Origin of the sequence: Nonomuraea sp. CA-141351, assembly GCF_050944675.1 — a bacterium.
Taxonomy (GTDB): domain Bacteria; phylum Actinomycetota; class Actinomycetes; order Streptosporangiales; family Streptosporangiaceae; genus Nonomuraea.
Genome location: NZ_CP191982.1, coordinates 7821215 through 7838206, shown reverse-complemented (window position 1 = coordinate 7838206; position 16992 = coordinate 7821215). Strand labels below are relative to the sequence as shown.

At 71.9% G+C, this 16992-nt stretch carries 20 protein-coding genes; 3 read left to right on the top strand and 17 right to left on the bottom strand.

Going from position 1 to position 16992, the window contains the following annotated elements:
- Positions 1 to 28: 28 nt before the first annotated feature.
- On the top strand, positions 29 to 769 hold the full coding sequence (locus ACQPWU_RS36970) for a sulfite exporter TauE/SafE family protein (protein ID WP_433430043.1): 741 nt from the start codon (positions 29 to 31) through the stop codon (positions 767 to 769).
- On the opposite strand, the gene ACQPWU_RS36965 is transcribed toward ACQPWU_RS36970, so the two are convergent.
- Genes ACQPWU_RS36965 through ACQPWU_RS36945 form a run of 5 tightly spaced genes read right to left on the bottom strand, consistent with a single transcriptional unit; the run spans position 738 to position 3850 of the window.
- Positions 738 to 1472, bottom strand: coding sequence for a type 1 glutamine amidotransferase (locus ACQPWU_RS36965; RefSeq protein ID WP_433430041.1), 735 nt, complete (start codon positions 1470 to 1472; stop codon positions 738 to 740). The two genes, ACQPWU_RS36970 and ACQPWU_RS36965, sit on opposite strands and share 32 nt — an antisense overlap.
- A complete protein-coding gene (locus ACQPWU_RS36960) occupies positions 1465 to 1863 on the bottom strand; it encodes a DUF5655 domain-containing protein (protein WP_433430040.1) in 399 nt (132 codons plus the stop codon). The genes ACQPWU_RS36965 and ACQPWU_RS36960 overlap by 8 nt, the downstream gene beginning before the upstream one ends.
- 19 nt (positions 1864 to 1882) lie before the next feature.
- Positions 1883 to 2710, bottom strand: coding sequence for a bifunctional 5,10-methylenetetrahydrofolate dehydrogenase/5,10-methenyltetrahydrofolate cyclohydrolase (locus tag ACQPWU_RS36955; RefSeq protein WP_433430039.1), 828 nt, complete (start codon positions 2708 to 2710; stop codon positions 1883 to 1885).
- Positions 2707 to 3312, bottom strand: coding sequence for a cyclodeaminase/cyclohydrolase family protein (locus ACQPWU_RS36950; RefSeq protein WP_433430038.1), 606 nt, complete (start codon positions 3310 to 3312; stop codon positions 2707 to 2709). Before ACQPWU_RS36950 ends, ACQPWU_RS36955 begins: the two co-directional genes overlap by 4 nt.
- A gap of 28 nt (positions 3313 to 3340) precedes the next feature.
- Positions 3341 to 3850: a hypothetical protein gene (locus ACQPWU_RS36945; protein ID WP_433430037.1), complete on the bottom strand. Its 510-nt coding sequence runs from the start codon at positions 3848 to 3850 to the stop codon at positions 3341 to 3343.
- A gap of 133 nt (positions 3851 to 3983) precedes the next feature.
- Here ACQPWU_RS36945 and ACQPWU_RS36940 point away from each other — a divergent pair, with 133 nt between their 5' ends.
- Complete coding sequence (locus ACQPWU_RS36940; RefSeq protein ID WP_433430036.1) at positions 3984 to 4895, top strand: superoxide dismutase; 912 nt, start codon at positions 3984 to 3986, stop codon at positions 4893 to 4895.
- A gap of 174 nt (positions 4896 to 5069) precedes the next feature.
- Here the strand turns inward: ACQPWU_RS36940 and ACQPWU_RS36935 are convergent, their stop codons facing one another.
- The 4 genes from ACQPWU_RS36935 to ACQPWU_RS36920 form a co-directional block, all read right to left on the bottom strand.
- The gene (locus tag ACQPWU_RS36935; RefSeq protein ID WP_433430035.1) at positions 5070 to 5834 is read right to left on the bottom strand and encodes a chitosanase; all 765 of its coding nucleotides are present in this window, start codon (positions 5832 to 5834) and stop codon (positions 5070 to 5072) included.
- 82 nt (positions 5835 to 5916) lie between these two features.
- On the bottom strand, positions 5917 to 6516 hold the full coding sequence (locus ACQPWU_RS36930) for an FMN reductase (RefSeq protein WP_433430034.1): 600 nt from the start codon (positions 6514 to 6516) through the stop codon (positions 5917 to 5919).
- Positions 6517 to 6539: 23 nt separating this feature from the next.
- Positions 6540 to 7616, bottom strand: a complete 1077-nt coding sequence (locus ACQPWU_RS36925) for an LLM class flavin-dependent oxidoreductase (protein ID WP_360701145.1) — start codon at positions 7614 to 7616, stop codon at positions 6540 to 6542.
- Between the two features lie 80 nt (positions 7617 to 7696).
- A complete protein-coding gene (locus ACQPWU_RS36920) occupies positions 7697 to 8353 on the bottom strand; it encodes an epimerase (protein ID WP_433430033.1) in 657 nt (218 codons plus the stop codon).
- Positions 8354 to 8397: 44 nt separating this feature from the next.
- Here ACQPWU_RS36920 and pip point away from each other — a divergent pair, with 44 nt between their 5' ends.
- Positions 8398 to 9360, top strand: coding sequence for a prolyl aminopeptidase (gene pip, locus ACQPWU_RS36915; protein WP_433430031.1), 963 nt, complete (start codon positions 8398 to 8400; stop codon positions 9358 to 9360).
- Here the strand turns inward: pip and ACQPWU_RS36910 are convergent.
- The 8 genes from ACQPWU_RS36910 to ACQPWU_RS36875 all read right to left on the bottom strand — a co-directional run bounded on the left by ACQPWU_RS36910 (position 9348) and on the right by ACQPWU_RS36875 (position 16869).
- Positions 9348 to 9938, bottom strand: a complete 591-nt coding sequence (locus ACQPWU_RS36910) for a DUF4291 domain-containing protein (RefSeq protein ID WP_433430029.1) — start codon at positions 9936 to 9938, stop codon at positions 9348 to 9350. The two genes, pip and ACQPWU_RS36910, sit on opposite strands and share 13 nt — an antisense overlap.
- 41 nt (positions 9939 to 9979) lie before the next feature.
- On the bottom strand, positions 9980 to 10717 hold the full coding sequence (locus tag ACQPWU_RS36905; protein ID WP_433430027.1) for an IclR family transcriptional regulator: 738 nt from the start codon (positions 10715 to 10717) through the stop codon (positions 9980 to 9982).
- A gap of 67 nt (positions 10718 to 10784) precedes the next feature.
- Entirely contained in the window at positions 10785 to 11921 is a 1137-nt protein-coding gene (rodA, locus tag ACQPWU_RS36900) for a rod shape-determining protein RodA (protein WP_433430026.1), read from the bottom strand.
- Positions 11922 to 11951: 30 nt separating this feature from the next.
- Positions 11952 to 13892 carry a penicillin-binding protein 2 gene (gene mrdA, locus ACQPWU_RS36895; RefSeq protein WP_433430025.1) on the bottom strand — a complete coding sequence of 647 codons (1941 nt, stop codon included), beginning with the start codon at positions 13890 to 13892 and terminating at the stop codon, positions 11952 to 11954.
- Positions 13885 to 14346 (bottom strand): rod shape-determining protein MreD, encoded by a 462-nt coding sequence (locus ACQPWU_RS36890; RefSeq protein ID WP_433430023.1) that lies wholly within the window; start codon positions 14344 to 14346, stop codon positions 13885 to 13887. The genes mrdA and ACQPWU_RS36890 overlap by 8 nt, the downstream gene beginning before the upstream one ends.
- A 3-nt stretch (positions 14347 to 14349) precedes the next feature.
- Positions 14350 to 15063, bottom strand: coding sequence for a rod shape-determining protein MreC (gene mreC, locus ACQPWU_RS36885; protein ID WP_433430021.1), 714 nt, complete (start codon positions 15061 to 15063; stop codon positions 14350 to 14352).
- Positions 15060 to 16286: a rod shape-determining protein gene (locus tag ACQPWU_RS36880; protein WP_433430019.1), complete on the bottom strand. Its 1227-nt coding sequence runs from the start codon at positions 16284 to 16286 to the stop codon at positions 15060 to 15062. Before ACQPWU_RS36880 ends, mreC begins: the two co-directional genes overlap by 4 nt.
- A gap of 151 nt (positions 16287 to 16437) precedes the next feature.
- A complete protein-coding gene (locus tag ACQPWU_RS36875; RefSeq protein ID WP_433430017.1) occupies positions 16438 to 16869 on the bottom strand; it encodes a nuclear transport factor 2 family protein in 432 nt (143 codons plus the stop codon).
- Positions 16870 to 16992 lie beyond the last annotated feature (123 nt).

The window sequence follows — 16992 nt, the reverse complement described above, 5'->3', positions numbered from 1 at the left end:
CAAAACGGACAACCCATAGCATATCGAGGTGATCGTCGGAGAAATGCTCGGCCTGCTCGGAGCCGGTGTCGCGGCCGGGGTGGTGAGCACGGTCGTCAGCCTCGCCTCGATCGTCTCCTATCCGGCGCTCCTGGCCTTCGGCCTGCCCCCGCTGACCGCGAACGTCACCAACACCGTGGCCCTCGTCTTCACCGGCATCGGCGCAGCCGCCGGTTCGCGGCCCGAACTGGCAGGGGAGGGCGGCCGGGTGCTGAAGCTCGGTCCAGTGGCCGCGATCGGCGGGGCGACGGGCGCGTTGCTGCTGCTGGTGACCCCGTCAAGGACGTTCGAGCTGATCGCGCCGTGGCTGATCGCGATGGCCTCGCTGCTGCTGGTCAGGCCGCCGTCGGGGCGGGTGCACGGCGAGCACGGCCTGCTGGGGCGGGTGGCGCTGTTCGCCGTGACGATCTACACCGGGTATTTCGGCGCGGCCGGAGGGCTGATGGTGTTCGCCGTGCTGGCCTTCATGCTGGACCATTCGGCGGCCAAGCTGAACGCGATGAAGAACGTGATGTCCGGGCTGGCGAACGCGGTGGCGGCGCTAGGGTTCGCACTGTTCGGGCCGGTGAACTGGGGCGCGGCGGTGCCGCTGGCGGCCGGGTTTCTGGTCGGGGGGTGGATCGGGCCGACGATCGCCCGCAGGCTGCCGGGCAACAGCCTGCGCTATGTGGCGGCGGCCTGCGGGCTGGCGGTGGCGATCAAACTGGGCTGGGACGCGTACTCGCGCTGACCCCCAGACCCCCGTCGTGCGCTCCGGCGGCGAGCGCGGCGAAGCGGGCCGTGACCCGGCGCCAGACCGGCGTGGACACCGGCTCGTCGGCCACCGCCCTCGCGTAGACCACCTCGGGGTCGAACCCGTCCGGCGACCACTCCCGGATGCGCGCGGGCAGCACCTCGGGGTGGAACTGCACGCCCCAGGCCCGCTCGCCCACCCGGAACGCCTGGTACGGGCACGCGCTCGTCTCCGCCAGCCAGACGGCCTCGCCGGGCAGCCGGGTGATCGCGTCCTTGTGGTGCTCGACCGCGGGCACCACCCCGGGCAACCCGTGGAACAGCGGGTCGTCGGAGGCCTCGGGCCGGATCGTGAGCGGCAGGCTGCCGTTCTCCGGCGCCCCGGCGTCGCCGGTCACCTCGCCGCCGGCGACCTCCGCGAGCAACTGGCCGCCCAGGCAGATGCCGAACACCGGCACGCCGTCCTCCAGCGCCTGCCCCACCAGCCGCCTGGCGTCGGCCAGCCACGGCGCCTTGTCGTCGTCACCGGGCAGGTAGCCGCCGCCGAGCATGATCATGGCGGCGTGGTCGAGTCGGCCGGGCAGGGGAGCGCCCTCGTGGGCGAGCACGACGTCCAGCTCCAGCCCGGCCTCCTCCAGCCAGCCACCCAGCCGGCCGGGGCCGCCGCTCCTGCTGTTCTGAACGATCAGTACGTCACCCATCGAAACCCTCCGCCATCCAGTCCAAGATCTGCTCATCCACGTCCTCCACGCGGGTGAGCTTGAAGAGGTGCGCCGTCCGCCCGCCGCCGATCGGCAGCGCCCGGGAGATCAGCGGATGCTCGACCTGCCTGGGCAGCTCCAGCCACAGGTTGAGGCTGCGTGCCTTCGGGCGTATCTCGGCGAACTTGCTCTCGCTCTTGAGGAACACCCCGACCCGCACCGCGTCCTCGTGGAGCGGCCCGAGCCGGCCGACGAGGCGGTCGTAGATCTCGCGGTAGACGGGCGGGTGCGGTGCGAACGTCTCGTCCACCGTGCAGCCGGGCACGCACACGTGCGACTGCCGGGCCCGCGCGAACTCCCGATCGCACTGCGGGCACGTCCACCGGGTCACGACAGCCCCGTTAACGTGGTCATGGCAGGTTCGCCGCCCTCGCCGTGTGGCGGAGCAGCAGCGCGGTCGTCACCGGACCGACGCCGCCGGGCACCGGCGTGAGCGCCCCCGCCACCTCCGCCACCGCGTCGAAGTCGACGTCGCCGATCAGCCCGCCGTCGTCCGTGGGATTGGTGCCGACGTCGATCACCACCGCGCCCGGCGCGACGTGCCCGGCGCCGATCAGCCCCGGCCGGCCCACCGCCGCGACCAGCACCTCGGCGGTGGAGGTGACGGCGGCCAGGTCGCGGGTGCGCGAGTGGCAGACGGTGACGGTGGCGTGCCGGTCGAGCAGCAGGTGCGCCAGCGGTTTGCCCACCACGGTCGAGCGCCCGACCACCACCGCCCGCCTGCCCTCCAGCTCCACCTCGTAGTGGTCGAGCAGCGCCATCACGGCCGCCGCGGTGGCGGGCGCGAACGCGGGCAGCCCGGCGGCGAGCCGGCCGAGCGAGAGCGGGTTGGCGCCGTCGACGTCCTTACGCGGATCGATGGACGCGGCCAGCCGCTGCGCGGAGGCGCCGGCGGGCAGCGGGGTCTGCAGCATGACGCCGTGGACGTTGGCGTCGGCGCTGAGCTTGGCCAGCGTCTCGCCGATCCGCTCCGGCGCGGCCTCGGGGCCGAGGTCGACCAGGTCGCAGGCGATGCCCACGCCGGCCGCCGCCTTGGCGATGGACCGGACGTACCACAGGCTCGCCTCGTCGTCCGTGGCCACGACCACGGCCAGCCGCGGCTGCGGGCCCGCCGCCGCCTCGGCCTCCGTCTGGGCCCTGATGGCGGCTGCCAGCTCTTTCCCGGCCAGCGTCTTCACGACTTGATCTCCTCGCGTACCTCGGCGGTCACCCAGTCTGCCCTGGCGATGGCCGCGTCCACGCCGGAGACACGGTGGTTCAGCTTCTCGCGTACCTGCTGATCCTTGATGCCGGACAGGTTGACCTCGACGTTCACCCTGGCCGTGGTGAGCGCGGCGCGCGCGGCCTCCGCGGCGGCGGCCACGTCGGTGACGACGTTGCGGTTGCAGATGGGCAGCAGGATCTCGCACAGCTCGATCACCCGCGTGGCGGACTCGACCACCCTGGCGGGCGGCTCGGCCGCGCCGGCCAGCGCCCTGGCGATGGCGGCGCTGCGCTCCTCGCCCTTGGGCAGCCGGTACGCGTCGGTGACCGCGGTGAACGCCGCCGCGTCCTCCTCGGCCAGCCGCAGCGTCCTGGCCCGCAGGGTGTCGGCCTCGCCGATCACGGTGACGACGGTCTCGGCGTGGGAGGCGTACCTCTCGCCGGTCGTGTAGCGGGCGACCATGCCGAGCAGCGCCGCGGCCTGCGCCGCGTGCAGGGCCGCCGTCGCGCCGCCGCCCGGCGCGGGCACCCTGTCGGCCAGCTCGGCCAGGAAGTCGACGATCTTTGTGTCGCGCATGGCGGCATTCTGCCAGGCCACGCACTCCTCATTCGCGGTACATCGGCCGCGTGGCGTCCTCCGGTCCGCTCTGCGGGAGGTACGGCGAGGGCGCCGAGCCGTACGCGGATGAGTACTCGGCGGGCCCCGCCGAGGAGCGCCACCGCGACGGGAACATCGAGACGACCAGCAGCGCCACTCCCAGGAACAGCAGCACCCCCGAGTACGCCACCGTCTGGAACCCCGCCTCCAGGGTGGCCGGCAGCCACTGGCCGGGCAGCACCCGCACGCCCTGCAGCTCGACCGTGGGCAGGATGCCGAGGGCGGTGAACGCCAGACCGCCCAGCAGGGAGGCGATGGGTGACAGCCGCGAACCGGCCAGGAACGCCAGCACGAGTCCCGACGCGGCGACCACGGCCAGCCCGAGCCAGGAGATCTGGAACGTCGCCCTGGATCTGACCAGGATCTCGCCGACGCCGTACCACAGCCCGGCGGCGACCAGCGGAGGAAGGAGCAGCCCTGCGAGCACTCCCAGAGCGTGACGGGCACCGTTTGACATGACTCAACCCCGTTTGTTCGCTTGTGTCCCAAGCTACCGCGCGATCGCCCCGGCGTGGGGTGATGCTGAGAACTCCCTGTGAAGCCCGCCTCCGGCCTTTGCCGGGGCCGCGGCCCCGGGCATCGTGGGGCGCATGAGATCCGCGATCCTGAAGACCGCACTCAGCGCCCTCTTCGCAGTCCTGCTCGTCAGCGCTCCGGCGCAGGCCGGTGGGAAGCCGGACACGTTCGCCTTGCCGAACGGGTTCCAGCCGGAGGGCATCGCGATCGGGCCGGGGCCGTACGCCTACTTCGGCTCCCGCGCGACCGGAAACATCTACCGGGCCGACCTGCGCACCGGCAAGGGGTCCGTCATCAGCCAGGGCCCGGGCACGCCATCGCTCGGGCTGAAGAGCGACGGGCGCGGGCGGCTGTTCGTGGCCGGGGGCAGCGGGGGCGACGCCCGGGTGATCGACCTGCGCACCGGCGAGGTGCTCAAGTCGTACACGCTGGCCACCGGCCCGTCGTTCGTCAACGACGTCATCCTCACGGGGCACGCCGCGTACTTCACCGACTCCACCAACCCGGTGCTCTACAAGCTCGAGCTCGGGCGCGGCGGCTCGCTGCCCGGCGAGGCCGTCAAGATCCCGCTCTCGGGCGCCATCCAGTACACGACCGGCAACAACGCCAACGGCATCGCCCCCAGCCCCGACCGGAAGTCGCTGCTGATCGTCCAGTCGAACACCGGCAAGCTGTTCGAGGTGGACCCGTCCTCCGGGGTCACCACCGAGGTGGATCTGGGCGGCGAGTCGCTGGTCAACGGCGACGGCCTGCTGCTGTCCGGCCGCACCCTGTACGCCGTGCAGAACCGCCTGAACACGGTCGCCGTCGTCAGCCTGGCGCGGGATGGCGCGTCAGGAAAAGTCGTGAAACGGCTGACCGATCCGCGGTTCGACATCCCGACGACGGTGGCCGCCGACGGTGACCGCCTCTATCTGCCCAACGCCCGCTTCACGACGACTCCGGCCCCTGACACGCCGTACACGGTAGTCGCCATCAAGCCCTGACCCCGGACCGCACCCTCACTCGGCGAAAGGGCGGCGGATGCCGGGGCCGCGCGTGCCGCACCCGTGCCAGACGGGCACCGTGCGGCCGTGCCGACCACCAGCCGTGCCGCCGTGACAGGCGGCGCGGCTGGTGGTGGGCAATTAACGGGCGCGTTCACCTGAGCGTGGCCGGCATCACTTCTTGATCGTGTAGCTGTCGCCGTAGACCTTCCAGGTCAGCGGCGGGTTCAGGTCGAGGTTGCCGTTCTTCAGGAACACACGCTGCATCGTGTCCACCCGCGTCGTGTCCTCGTGCGCCTCCTCCGCCTTCATCGCCGCCTTCCGCGCGTCGAGGAACGCGTTCAGGTACGTCACCTCGTTCCCGCCCTGCGCGGGCGGCTTGGCCTTGGCCAGGGCGGACTTCCTGATGCCGCCGAAGCTCAGCTTGTCGCTGCCGGGCCCGTGCATGACCATGGCGTCGTAGTAGACGAACTGGCCGAGCGCCCGCAGCCCGTCCTGTTTGGCCTGCTTCACGGCCGGGTTGAAGTAGACGCGGTCGCGCTCGTCGTTCTGGGCCTGCTGGAAGACGGGGTCCTTGGCGGCCGTCTTCCAGTCCTTGGTGAAGTCGGGGTCGAGGCCCTTGTGGGAGTCGGTGCCGTTCACCTTGCGCAGCGCCGGGAGGTATTTGGCCAGGACGTTGCCGGGCTCGCGCTCGGCGTAGAGCTCGACCAGCTCCAGCATGTCGCCCGTGCCGGAGCAGAAGCCGATGATCCCTGCCGTGTAGCCCCGGTCGTCCTCGATGTCCTCGATGTAGCCGTACTGGGCCTTCCAATCGAGCGAGGAGTTCTCCGCGCTGGACACCAGCTGCATGGCGATGTCCTTCTTGTGCGGATCGGTGAGGTCGACCGGCCCCGTTCCAGTGATGGTGAGGGAGAGGGTCAGGAGTGTGGCGGTCAGCACATGCGCTCCTGTCGGAGAGGGGGGTTGTTAGGAAAGCTTCCTAACGAACCATACTCCGGGAGCGTGTCATGTGTGGCGAAAACTAACTCATGGGACGCAGTGCCGCCAGCTGCTCCTCGAACGGGACGACCTGCTCGGCCTCGGCCCTGGGCCTGCGGTGCCGCAGGAGGTCGGCAAGCTCCTCCGCGGCACGGGCGATGTGCGGGCCGAGCCCGTCGGTGAAGGGGTCGCTCGCGCCACCCCAGTCCTCCGAGGCCGCGTAGACGGCGGTGGGGACGACGACGGCGCGCAGGTAGGCGAAGAGCGGGCGCAGCGCGTGTTCCAGCGCCAGCGAGTGGCGGGCGGTGCCGCCGGTGGCGGCGATGAGCACGGGCCTGCCCGCCAGCGCGGCGTTGTCGATCACGTCGAAGAACGACTTGAACAGGCCGCTGTACGAGCCGCTGAAGATCGGCGTGACCGCGATGAGCCCGTCGGCCTCCGTCACCGCCTCGATCGCCTCGCGAAGCCTGCCGTTCGGGAAGCCGGTCACGAAGTTGTTCGCGATGTCCACGGCGAGGTCGCGCAGTTCGATCACGCGTACCTCGGCCTCCACCTGCCGCGTGACGGCCTCGGCCAGGCGGTCGGCGAGGAGGCGGGTGGAGGAGGGCTGGGTCAGACCCGCCGTGACGACGACGAGCTTCATCTGGTCGGTCTCCTTTCCGGTGGTCAGGCGGTGACGGCGGGGATGCGGGACGCGTGGGTGGGCGCGTCGGGCACCTCGGCGGGGCGGTCCTTGGCGAACTCCTTGCGCAGCACCGGCACGACCTCCTCGCCGAGGATGTCGAGCTGCTCCAGCACGGTCTTCAGCGGCAGGCCCGCGTGGTCCATCAGGAACAGCTGCCGCTGGTAGTCGCCGAAGTACTCCCTGAACTCGAGGGTCCTGTCGATGACCTGCTGCGGGCTGCCCACGGTGAGCGGGGTCTCCGCCATGAACTCCTCCAGCGACGGCCCGTGGCCGTACACGGGGGCCTCGTTGAAGTACGGGCGGAACTCGCGCACCGCGTCCTGCGAGTTCTTGCGCATGAACACCTGGCCGCCCAGGCCCACGACGGCCTGCTCAGCCGTGCCGTGGCCGTAGTGGGCGTACCGCTGCCGGTAGAGGTGGATCAGGCGCATGAAGTGCTCCTTCGGCCAGAAGATGTTGTTGGCGAAGAAGCCGTCGCCGTAGTAGGCGGCCTGCTCGGCGATCTCGGGGCTGCGGATCGAGCCGTGCCACACGAACGGCGGCACCCCGTCCAGCGGGCGCGGCGTCGAGGTGAAGCCCTGCAGCGGCGTACGGAAGCGGCCCTCCCAGTCGACGACGTCCTCGCGCCAGAGCTTGTGCAGGAGCGCGTAGTTCTCGAGGGCGAGCGGGATGCCGTTCCTGATGTCCTGCCCGAACCAGGGGTAGACGGGCCCGGTGTTGCCCCGGCCCAGCATGAGGTCCACCCGCCCGTCCGCCAGGTGCTGCAGCATGGCGAAGTCCTCGGCGATCTTGACCGGGTCGTTGGTCGTGATCAACGTGGTGGCGGTGGACAGGACCAGGCGCTCGGTCTTGGCCGCGATGTAGCCGAGCATGGTGGTCGGCGAGGACGGCACGAAGGGCGGGTTGTGGTGCTCGCCCGTCGCGAACACGTCGAGCCCGACCTCCTCGGCCTTGAGCGCGATCGCCACCATCGCCTTGATCCGCTCGTGCTCGGTCGGCGTCCTGCCCGTGGTGGGGTCCGTGGTGACGTCGCCCACGCTGAAGAGTCCGAACTGCACTTTAGTCACCATCCATGACTGTTGAATCTTTGACGGCTACGGTAGCGCTCAGCGCTTCTGAGATATTCCACCATGGGTGCTCAGGAGGCGAGAGCGTTGATGCCGGAGGGGCCCAGGATCCGCTCGGGCGCACCGCGCTCGGCGACCGCGATCATGGCCCGCCCGATCTGCTCCGTCGTGGTGACCGCGGACGGGAACAGCAGGCGCAGCATCGGATAGAGGGGCCGCGTCACCACGTACGCCACCCGGTAGAGCCGGGTGCGCGACGTCACGCCGTGCATCGGCTGGATATAGCCGGGGCGGAACATGTACGCCTCCAGCGGCAGCGCGAGCAGGGCGTTCTCGGTCGCGCCCTTCACCCTGGCCCACATGGACCGGCCCTGGGCGTCGGTCCCGGCGCCCGACACGTACACGAACGTCGAGCCCGGGCTGAGCCGCGCCAGCGTGCGCCCTGCCGAGAGCGTGAAGTCGTACGTGACCCGCCGGTAGTCCTTCTCGCTCATGCCCGCCGACGAGACCCCGAGGCAGAAGAAGCAGGCGTCGTAGCCGCCCAGCTCTCCCTCGATCGCGCTCAGATCCAGCAGATCGTCGTGCCGGATCTCGCGCAGCTTGTCGTGCACCAGCCCCGTCGGGGCGCGCCCGACCGTGAGCACGGCGGTCACCCGGTCATCGAGCAGGCACTGCCTGAGCACCCCGCGCCCGACCATCCCGGTCGCCCCGAAGAGGATCACTCTCATCGCATGCCATCCGTTCGAGCGTCGGCGTTCCGTACTAGGGTCCCATGAGTGTGATGGACTGGTATCCGCCGGCAGAGCCGTACGACTCCGGGATGCTCGGTGTCGGCGACGGCAACGAGATCTACTGGGAGACCTGCGGCAACCCCGCGGGCAAGCCCGCGTTGTTCCTGCACGGCGGCCCCGGCGGGGGCCTGATCCCGGACAGCCGGCGATTCTTCGATCCATCCGCCTACCGGATCGTGCTGTTCGACCAGCGCAACTGCGGCCGCAGCCGCCCCTTCGCCGGCGACCCGGAGGTGTCGCTGGAGCACAACACGACCCCGCATCTGGTCGCCGACATCGAACGGCTGCGCGAGCACCTGGCGATCGACCGCTGGCTCGTCTTCGGCGGCAGCTGGGGCACCACACTCGGCCTGGCCTACGCCCAAGCCCACCCCGGCCGGGTCACCGAGCTCGTGCTGCGCGGCGTGTGGCTCGTCCGCCCGTCGGATGAGGCCTGGGCCTTCACCCCGGCGGGCGCGGCCCACCTCTTCCCCGCCGAGTGGGCGGCGTTCCGAGCCCCGATCCCGGCCGGCGAGCAGGACGACCTCGTCGCCGCCTACGGCCGGCGCATCACCGACCCCGACCCCGCGGTCCACGTTCCCGCGGCCCGCGCCTGGATGGGCTGGGAGCTCTCCGCCAACACCCTGCTGCCGGTGCCGCCGCCCGACCTCGACGACGCCATGGTGGTGGCCTTCGCCCGCATCACCCACCACTACATCGGCAACGGCGGCTTCCTCCCCGGCGATGGCCTCCTCGCCGGAATCGACCGCATACGGCACATCCCCGCGGTCATCGTGAACGGCCGCTACGACATCAAGACGCCGCCGAGCCAGGCGTGGGACCTGCACCGGGCCTGGCCCGAGGCGGAGCTCCACATCGTGGAGGACGCCGGCCACGGCGGCTCCGAGCCCGGCACCCGCCGCCTGCTCACCCAGGCCACCGACCGCTTCCGCTACTCCCGCTGACCGGAGTCCGCCCCGATCGTCTCCATGATCTCGTCAGGCAGGGGATAGGGCCGCTCCACCGGCAGCAGGCCGGACACGTCCGCCCGGCGCGACACCGCCGCGCGCACCTCGCGCACCCGGTCCGTGATGTCGGTGATCCCGAGCGTCCACTCCTCCACGTAGTGCCGCACCGCCTCCCCGGACAGCCCGATCTGGATCGACCGGTACGGCAGCGCCTCGTGCCGCACGCCGCGCTCAGGATCCCACTGGATCCGCACCGGGCTGCGGCGTACCCGTTCGGCCCACTCCGGGCGCCTGTCGTCATGGCTGAGGCACGAGTGCGCCAGCGCCCAGGCGAACCCCTCTTGGGACAGCGAGATCGCCAGCACCCGTCCCTGCCCGGGCTTGGTCGCGTACCCGCACCGGTACATCATCCACAGGAACGACGGCTTGATCCAGGTCATCCGCTCCCGCTTGAACGGCGCCACGAAGCGCTGCGCCGCCACGGCGGGCTCGGCGACGGCGGGGTCGTAGGCCTGGTAGACGGTGATCGACTCCTCGGTGTAGGCGGCACGGATCTGCCGGTAGGGCACGTTCATGCCGCCCAGAGTGGCGAAGATCCGTACTCGAAGGCAACGGATTATGGCCGCGCCAGGTCCCGGACCGCGAGCGCCAGGTGGGCGCTGGCGGCCGGGGGGATGGCCAGGCCGCGGGCCGAGATGCCGATCGCCCACTGCGTGCCGGGCACGGCCGCGCCCGCGCACGCCACCTCCTCCCTGAACTGCCCGTGCTCCTCCACCACCTGCCCCGGCCGCAGTCCGGCCAGCTCCTCCTCCACGTCCTCCACGCTCGCCGGGGTCGCGGAGGTGAAGCGGCGCAGGCCGTACCCGGTCAGGACGCCGTGCCGGGCCCGGTACGGGAGGGCGAGCAGCAGCGCCTTGCCGAGCGCGGTGGCGTGCGGCGCCGTCTCCAGGCCCGACTGCAGGTCTTCCAGCCACGGGGAGCGCGGCCCCTCCGCGAGGTCCACCACCATCAGCCGCCCGTGGGAGAGCTGGGCCAGGTAGGCGGTGTGGCCGGATGAGTCGGCCAGGTGCCGCAGCACCTCGGAGGCGCGCGGCGGCCGCTCGAACGACTCCAGCATCTCGTGGAACCGCTCGGCCAGCTGGGAGCCGGGTAAGTAGTCGCCTTCCGGCCGCCGGTGCAGGTAACCCTCGTAACAGAGGGTCCGGACCAGGTGGTAGGAGGTCGACAAGTTGAGGCCGCAGCGGCGGGCGATGACCTTGACCGACAGCGGCCGGTCGGCCCGCGAGACCTCTTCGAGCACGCGGAGCGCGCGGGAGACGCTGCGGATGAGATCGCTGGGTTCTTCGCCGGTCATCCATCAAGCATCTTCGGTATCTGAAAATTGCACGACCCCACGTGGCACACCCGTCCGGAGATACCTGCTACGGCTCCATGGCCCTGGTCCGGTGAACGGCCTGTAGCAGCCCGACGGCCACCAGCCCGGCGACGGTGGCCGAGCCGCCGTAGGAGACGAACGGCAGCGGCACGCCCACGATCGGCACGAGGCCCACGGTCATGCCCACGTTCACGAACGTCTGGAACGCGATCCACGACACGAGCCCACCGGCCAGCACGCTCCCGTACGGGGAGTCGCTGCGCCGCGCGATGGCCAGCCCGCGCCACAGCAGCGCGCCCACGGCCAGCACGATGAGCGCGGCGCCGGCGAATCCGAGCTCCTCGCCCGCGACGGTGAAGATGAAGTCGGTGTGCTGCTCGGGCACGAAGTGCCCGGCCGTCTGCTCGCCGTTGAACAGGCCCTTGCCGTAGAGGCCGCCGGATCCGATGGCGATGCGGGCCTGGGCGGCGTTGTACCCCACGCCGCCCGGGTCGGACGCGGGATTGGCCAGCACGAGCAGCCGCTGGATCTGGTACGGCCGCACCAGTCCCAGTTTCCAGGCCGCCACGCCCGCGCCCACGGCCCCGGCGAAGAGCACGAGCAGCCAGCGTTTGGGCGCCCCCGACACCAGCAGCGACCCCGTCACCATGGCCGCGAAGACCAGCATCGTCCCCAGGTCCGGCTGCAGCGCGATCAGCCCGATCGGCACCGCGGCCAGCGCCAGCGCCAGCACCACCCCGCCGAACCCGGGCCGCCGCTGCCCGTCGCGCAGCTCGCCGAGCGGCACCGCGAACGCCAGCGCGAGCGCCACCTTGGCGAACTCCGACGGCTGGAACTGCACCCCCGGCGCCAGAACGATCCACGAGTGCGCCCCGTTCACCCGCACGCCCAAGGGAGTGAGCACGCCCGCGAGCGACACCAGGGCCAGCACGTAGACCACGGGCACGTACGCCCGCAGTACCCGCAGGTCGACGCGCGAGACCAGCCACATGAGCACCAGCCCGATCCCGACGCTGACCGCCTGCCGCACGAGCAGCGAGTAGTCGCCCCCCATCCGGGTCGCCGACCACACCAGCAGGAGCCCCACCACGGACAGGGCCAGCGCGAGCAGGGTCAGGATCCAGTCGGGCGCGGCCAGCGCCGGCGCCCACACCAACCGCTGCCTGCCACTCAGAAGGATCATCGCCGCTCCTGTGTTGAACGGTCACGCGAGCTACCGCTCTCGGGCCTGAACGTTCGCCGCCTGTGTTGAATGGTCGCGCTCACTTGGCCCTCGCTGGTCACGCGAGCTACCGCTCTCGGGCCTGAACGTTCGCCGCTCCGTCAGCCCGAGGATGCCCTCCCAGATGTCGCGGGCCGCGGGCGCCGCGCCCTCCGCGCCCCTGCCGCCCTCCGACAGCACGACGACCACGGTGTAGGCGGGATCGGGGGCGAACGAGGCGAACCAGGAGGTGTCCCGCCGCCCGAACGACTCCGCCGTGCCGGTCTTCCCCGCCACCGCGATCTGGTCGAACGGGAACTTCTCGAAGGCGCCCTGCGCGGTCCCCGACCGCGGCACCTGGCCCAGCGCCTGCCGGATGAACCGCAGCGTCTCGGCGGAGGCCGGCAGCCTCCCCGCCACCGGCGGCTCGATCGTGCGCACCGTGGTGCCGTCGGGCCGCACGATCCGCAGGCCCACGCGCGGGCTGTAGAGAGTGCCGCCGTTGGCGATGGCCGCGTACGCCCTGGCGAGCTGCAGCGGCGTCACCAGCACGCCGCCCTGCCCGATGGCGAAGTTGGCCGCGTCGCCGCCCCGCCACACGCCGCCGCCCCGGCAGTTCTCCCCGGCGATGGCCGTCAGGTACGCGGCCCGCCCCTGGTCGGCCATCTCCGGATAGCCTTTGACCGCCCGGTGGCAGCTCTCCTTACGCGTGGCCTGCCAGTACGCCTTCTTCGACGCCGCGTCCGGCACGGCGCCCGCCGCCTCGCCCGGCAGGTCGACGCCCGTCGGCCCGCCGAACCCGAACCCGCGGGCGGTCTTCTGCATGACGTCCGACTCGCGCTGCCAGAGCTCGTCGGCGAGCCGGTAGAAGATCGTGTCGCACGACTGCACCAGCGCCCCGTGCATGGTCATCAGGCCGAGGTCCGCGCCGGCGAAGTTCCTGAACAGCCGATTGCCCACGGTGTAGCCGCTCGGGCAGTCGTACGTGGCGCCGAGCCCGTACCCGGCGGACGCGGCGGCGGCCACCGAGGTGACCTTCCAGGTGGATCCGGGCGCCCACTCGCCCTGCACGGCCTGCGACAGCAGCGGCAGCGCCTTGTACTCGCGGGCCGTCACGCCGTCCGTCCACACGCTCGGGTCGTACGCGGGCCGCCCGGCCAGCGCGACCACCCGCCCGGTGTGCGACTCCATCACCACGGCCGCGCCCGACGAGCCGCCGCTGCTCGACAGGGCCTTGCTGAGCGCCTGCTCGGCGACGGTCTGGATGCGGGAGTCGATGCCGGTCACGAGCGTGTCGCCGGGGACGGGCGGGTCCAGCCGGATGGTCCTGGTGACCCGCCCCGTGTTGTCCACGGCCACCTCGCGCCGTCCCGCCTTGCCGGCCAGCTCCTTGTCGTACACGGCTTCGAGCCCGTCGCGGCCCTTCGCGCCCTGCACGTACCCGAGCGTGTGCGCCGCGGCCGCGCCGAACGGGTAGGCCCGGACGGGCCTCAGCTCCGTGCGGACGCCGGGGAAGTCCTGCTGCTGCTCGCTGATCTGCAGCGCCGTGACGCCCTCGGCGACCGGGATCGGCTCGTACGGCGAGCCCTGCCAGCAGGGCTGTGCCACCCTGGGCCCGCACAGCCGCACCTTCTCCGCGATCTGCCGGTACGGCTGCCGCAGCACCTGCCCCAGCCGGGTCAGCACCGCCTCCCCGCCGTCCGGCTGGTGGGCCAGCTCGACCGCGTCCACCGTGACCACCGGCCTGGTCTTGTTCGTCACCAGGGGACGCCCGGCCACGTCGAGGATCTGCCCCCGGGTCGGCGGCAGCGCCACGGTCCTGATCCGCACCTCGGCCGCCGCCTGCGCGTACTGAGCGCCGCTGACCACCTGCAGCTGCCAGAGCCGCCCCACCAGCGTGAGCATCATCGCCGCGACGACCAGCCGCAGCACGAACAGCCTGGCCCTAGACACGGTACGGCTCGATCCGGCGGGGCCGCCGCCGCAGGAGCAGGACACCCACCAGCGCTCCGAGCAGCACCGTCCAGCCCAGCGTGCGTGGCAGCTCGGGGACGACCGCCGTCCAGGGGTCGTCCCCGAGCGCCACGGCGGCCGCGGCCTGCAGCAGGACGCCCATGGCGGCGCCCGCCGCGGCCACCGGAAGTGGCCTTCCCTCGCGCCGGAGGCCCACCAGCAGGCCTGCCACCGACAGCACCAGCGCCGTCCGGCCCACCGTGCCGTCGGCGGGCGGCGTCACGTCGGCGGCCAGCCCGGCCACCAGCCCCGCCGCGCAGCCCCACACCGGCCCCCTGGCCAGCGCCAGCCACACCACGGCCAGCGTCACCAGGTCGGGTCCGCCCCACGGCGACCGGTTGACCAGCAGCACCTGCAGGAGCGGGGCGGCGAACACCATCACCACGAGCCCCACGGCTCACCTCCTGGAATCCGGCACGACCACCGAGACGAGGTCGAGCGCGGACAGGCGGGCGGCGGGACGTACCAAGGCCGTGCGGATGGCCGCGCCCGGCACGCTCTCGATCGCGGAGACCGTGCCGATGGGCACCCCGGCCACGTAAGGCCGCCCGCCCGCCGAGCCGAGCGTCACGACCTGGTCGCCGGCCTTCAGCGGCGCGTTCGGGTCGAACAGGCTCAGCCGCAGCCCTCCTTCGCCCCCCGTGACCAGGCCCAGCTCGCCCGAGCCCGCCATGCGAGCGCCCACCGACGATCCCGCGCCGGTGATCAGGGAGACCGAGGCCGTCGAGGGGCCCGCCCAGGTGACCTTGCCGACCAGGCCGTCGGCGTTCAGCACCGTCACGTCCCGCGTGACGCCCGCGCCGGTCCCGGCGTCGACGGTGACCTGCTGCCCCTGGCCGAACCCGACCACGTGCGCGGCCACGCCCCGCAGCTTCAGCGGTGGCCGGGCGCCCGCCAGCAGGTCGGCCCGCAGCTTCGCGTTCTCGCGCTCCAGCGCCCGCACCCGCTGCTCGCCGCCGATCGACCGGGTGACCGCGCCGATCGCGTTCTCGAGCGTGCCGTACACGGTCGATCCCGCCGCCCGCACCGGGGCCAGCGGCGTCAGCGTACGGTCGATCACGACGAGCAGGACACCGATGGCGAGCACGAGCAGGACGAACGTCCGCTTCACCGACGGGACCAATCGGGCAGCAGGACGTCGCGCATCGCCTGGAAGCGCTCGACGCAGCGGCCCGCGCCCAGCGCCACCGAGTAGAGCGGCTTGTCCACGACCCGGATCGGCATGCCGGTGGCCTCGCCCATCCGGTCGGCCAGGCCGCGTAACAGGGCGCCGCCGCCGGTCAGGACGATGCCGTTGTCCAGCAGGTCGCCCGCCAGCTCGGCCGGGCACTGGTCGAGCGTCGCCTGCACGGCGTCGATGATGGCCTGCACCTGGTCCTCGATCGCCTCGCTGACCTGCTCGGAGGTGATGACGGCCGTCTTCGGCAGCCCGCTGACCAGGTCGCGGCCGCGTACCGGCGCCGTGGCCTCCGGGTCGGGCGGGCGCGGCGCGGCCGGCGGGGCCGCGCCGTCCTGCTTGGGCCTGGACCTGAACGGGTTCCAGCGGTGCGGTGCGGGCTGCGGCAGCGGCTCCTCCTCGTCCACGACCACCGTCGCGCTCTCGCCGGCGGCGATGGCGACATCGACCCGGTGCCTGCCTCTGGGCGCGGAGTCGGAGTCGCGTACGGGAGCGGGCCGCACCATGCCGAGCTCGATCTTCAGGCGTTCGGCCGTGCGGTCGCCGAGCAGCAGCGCGTGCTCCTTCTTGGCGTACGTGATGACCGCTTCGTCCAGTTCGTCGCCGCCGACCCGCAGCGACTTGGCGACCACGACGCCGCTCATCGACACGATGGCGACCTCCGTCGTGCCGCCGCCGATGTCGACCACCATGTTGCCGGTGGCCTCGCCGACCTTCAGCCCGGCGCCGATCGCCGCGGCCATCGGCTCCTCGATGATGTGCACCCGGCGCGCGCCTGCCTCGTAGGCGGCCTCCTTGACCGCCCGCTGCTCGATGGAGGTGGTGCCGCTCGGCACCGCCACGACGATGCGCGGTTTGGCCAGGAACCTGCTCGGGTGCGCCTTCTGAATGAACATGCGCAGCATCCGCTCCGCCGCGTCGAGATCCGCGATCACGCCGTCCTTGAGCGGCCTGATCGTGGCGATGTGCGGGGGAGTGCGCCCCATCATGCGCTTGGCCGCCTTGCCCACGGCCACGACGGTGTTCCTGTGCAGGTTGATCGCGATGACGGAGGGCTCGTTCAGGACGATGCCCTTCCTGCGGACGTAGACGAGAGTGTTGGCGGTTCCGAGATCGACCGCTATGTCATGACCGAGAAGACCCAATGCGAATGCCATGTGCCGCACAGCCTTTCGACCGGGAAGAGGCAGGGGGACTTCTGCCCGCACTCGCGCTGCCCTGAGCGATTTGACCACAAACGTATTAACTCTGTATCTGCCGTCGTTTTCGCAGCTCATAGCCGTCGCCGGCCGGTGGGAGGGAGCCGGGTCAGCGGGCGGTGCGCCAGGATTGCTCCTCGACCAGCTCCACACTGCGCCAGCCGCCAGGCGTGCGCCGCATGCGGTGGTGGTACCAGCCGCCGCCGTGCAGGAACCCCTCGGTGTCGGCGGTGACCATGTCCCTGGTGGGGGCGAGGGTGTCGGTGAAGGGCGCGCTCACGCGTGCCTCGCCGTCCTCGAAGCCGATCCGCGGGGCCCCGATGAGGTGCAGGCGCCCGGGCCAGTGCGGCAGCACCTCCGCGAGCCAGGCCTTGACCTCGTCCCGCGTGCCCTTGATGCCGCCCGCGGAGCGGTAGTCGATCACGGCGTCGGGAGTGAACACCTCGTCGAGCAGCTCCCACTGGCCGGAGTCGATGGCGTGGGTGTAGCGGGCCAGCAGGTCGGTGATGTAGAGCCGGTCGGCGATCTCCTGTATGTCCATGGGGTTGATCGTCGCGCTATGAGCGCTCGATGACCAGAGCGCCCGACGATCGCGGCAGCAGCCCGGCCAGCCGCCGGCGTAAATGCCCGCGCGGGCCGGGTGCCGCGTCGCGGGGACGGGGAG

Coding starts and splice junctions, on each gene's coding strand:
- ACQPWU_RS36965 (WP_433430041.1), bottom strand. CDS start 1,472: ATGGGTGACGTACTGATCGTTCAGAACAGCAGGAGCGGCGGCCCCGGC.
- ACQPWU_RS36950 (WP_433430038.1), bottom strand. CDS start 3,312: ATGCGCGACACAAAGATCGTCGACTTCCTGGCCGAGCTGGCCGACAGG.
- ACQPWU_RS36945 (WP_433430037.1), bottom strand. CDS start 3,850: ATGTCAAACGGTGCCCGTCACGCTCTGGGAGTGCTCGCAGGGCTGCTC.
- ACQPWU_RS36940 (WP_433430036.1), top strand. CDS start 3,984: ATGAGATCCGCGATCCTGAAGACCGCACTCAGCGCCCTCTTCGCAGTC.
- ACQPWU_RS36930 (WP_433430034.1), bottom strand. CDS start 6,516: ATGAAGCTCGTCGTCGTCACGGCGGGTCTGACCCAGCCCTCCTCCACC.
- ACQPWU_RS36920 (WP_433430033.1), bottom strand. CDS start 8,353: ATGAGAGTGATCCTCTTCGGGGCGACCGGGATGGTCGGGCGCGGGGTG.
- pip (WP_433430031.1), top strand. CDS start 8,398: ATGAGTGTGATGGACTGGTATCCGCCGGCAGAGCCGTACGACTCCGGG.
- ACQPWU_RS36910 (WP_433430029.1), bottom strand. CDS start 9,938: ATGAACGTGCCCTACCGGCAGATCCGTGCCGCCTACACCGAGGAGTCG.
- ACQPWU_RS36905 (WP_433430027.1), bottom strand. CDS start 10,717: ATGACCGGCGAAGAACCCAGCGATCTCATCCGCAGCGTCTCCCGCGCG.
- rodA (WP_433430026.1), bottom strand. CDS start 11,921: ATGATCCTTCTGAGTGGCAGGCAGCGGTTGGTGTGGGCGCCGGCGCTG.
- ACQPWU_RS36880 (WP_433430019.1), bottom strand. CDS start 16,286: ATGGCATTCGCATTGGGTCTTCTCGGTCATGACATAGCGGTCGATCTC.
- ACQPWU_RS36875 (WP_433430017.1), bottom strand. CDS start 16,869: ATGGACATACAGGAGATCGCCGACCGGCTCTACATCACCGACCTGCTG.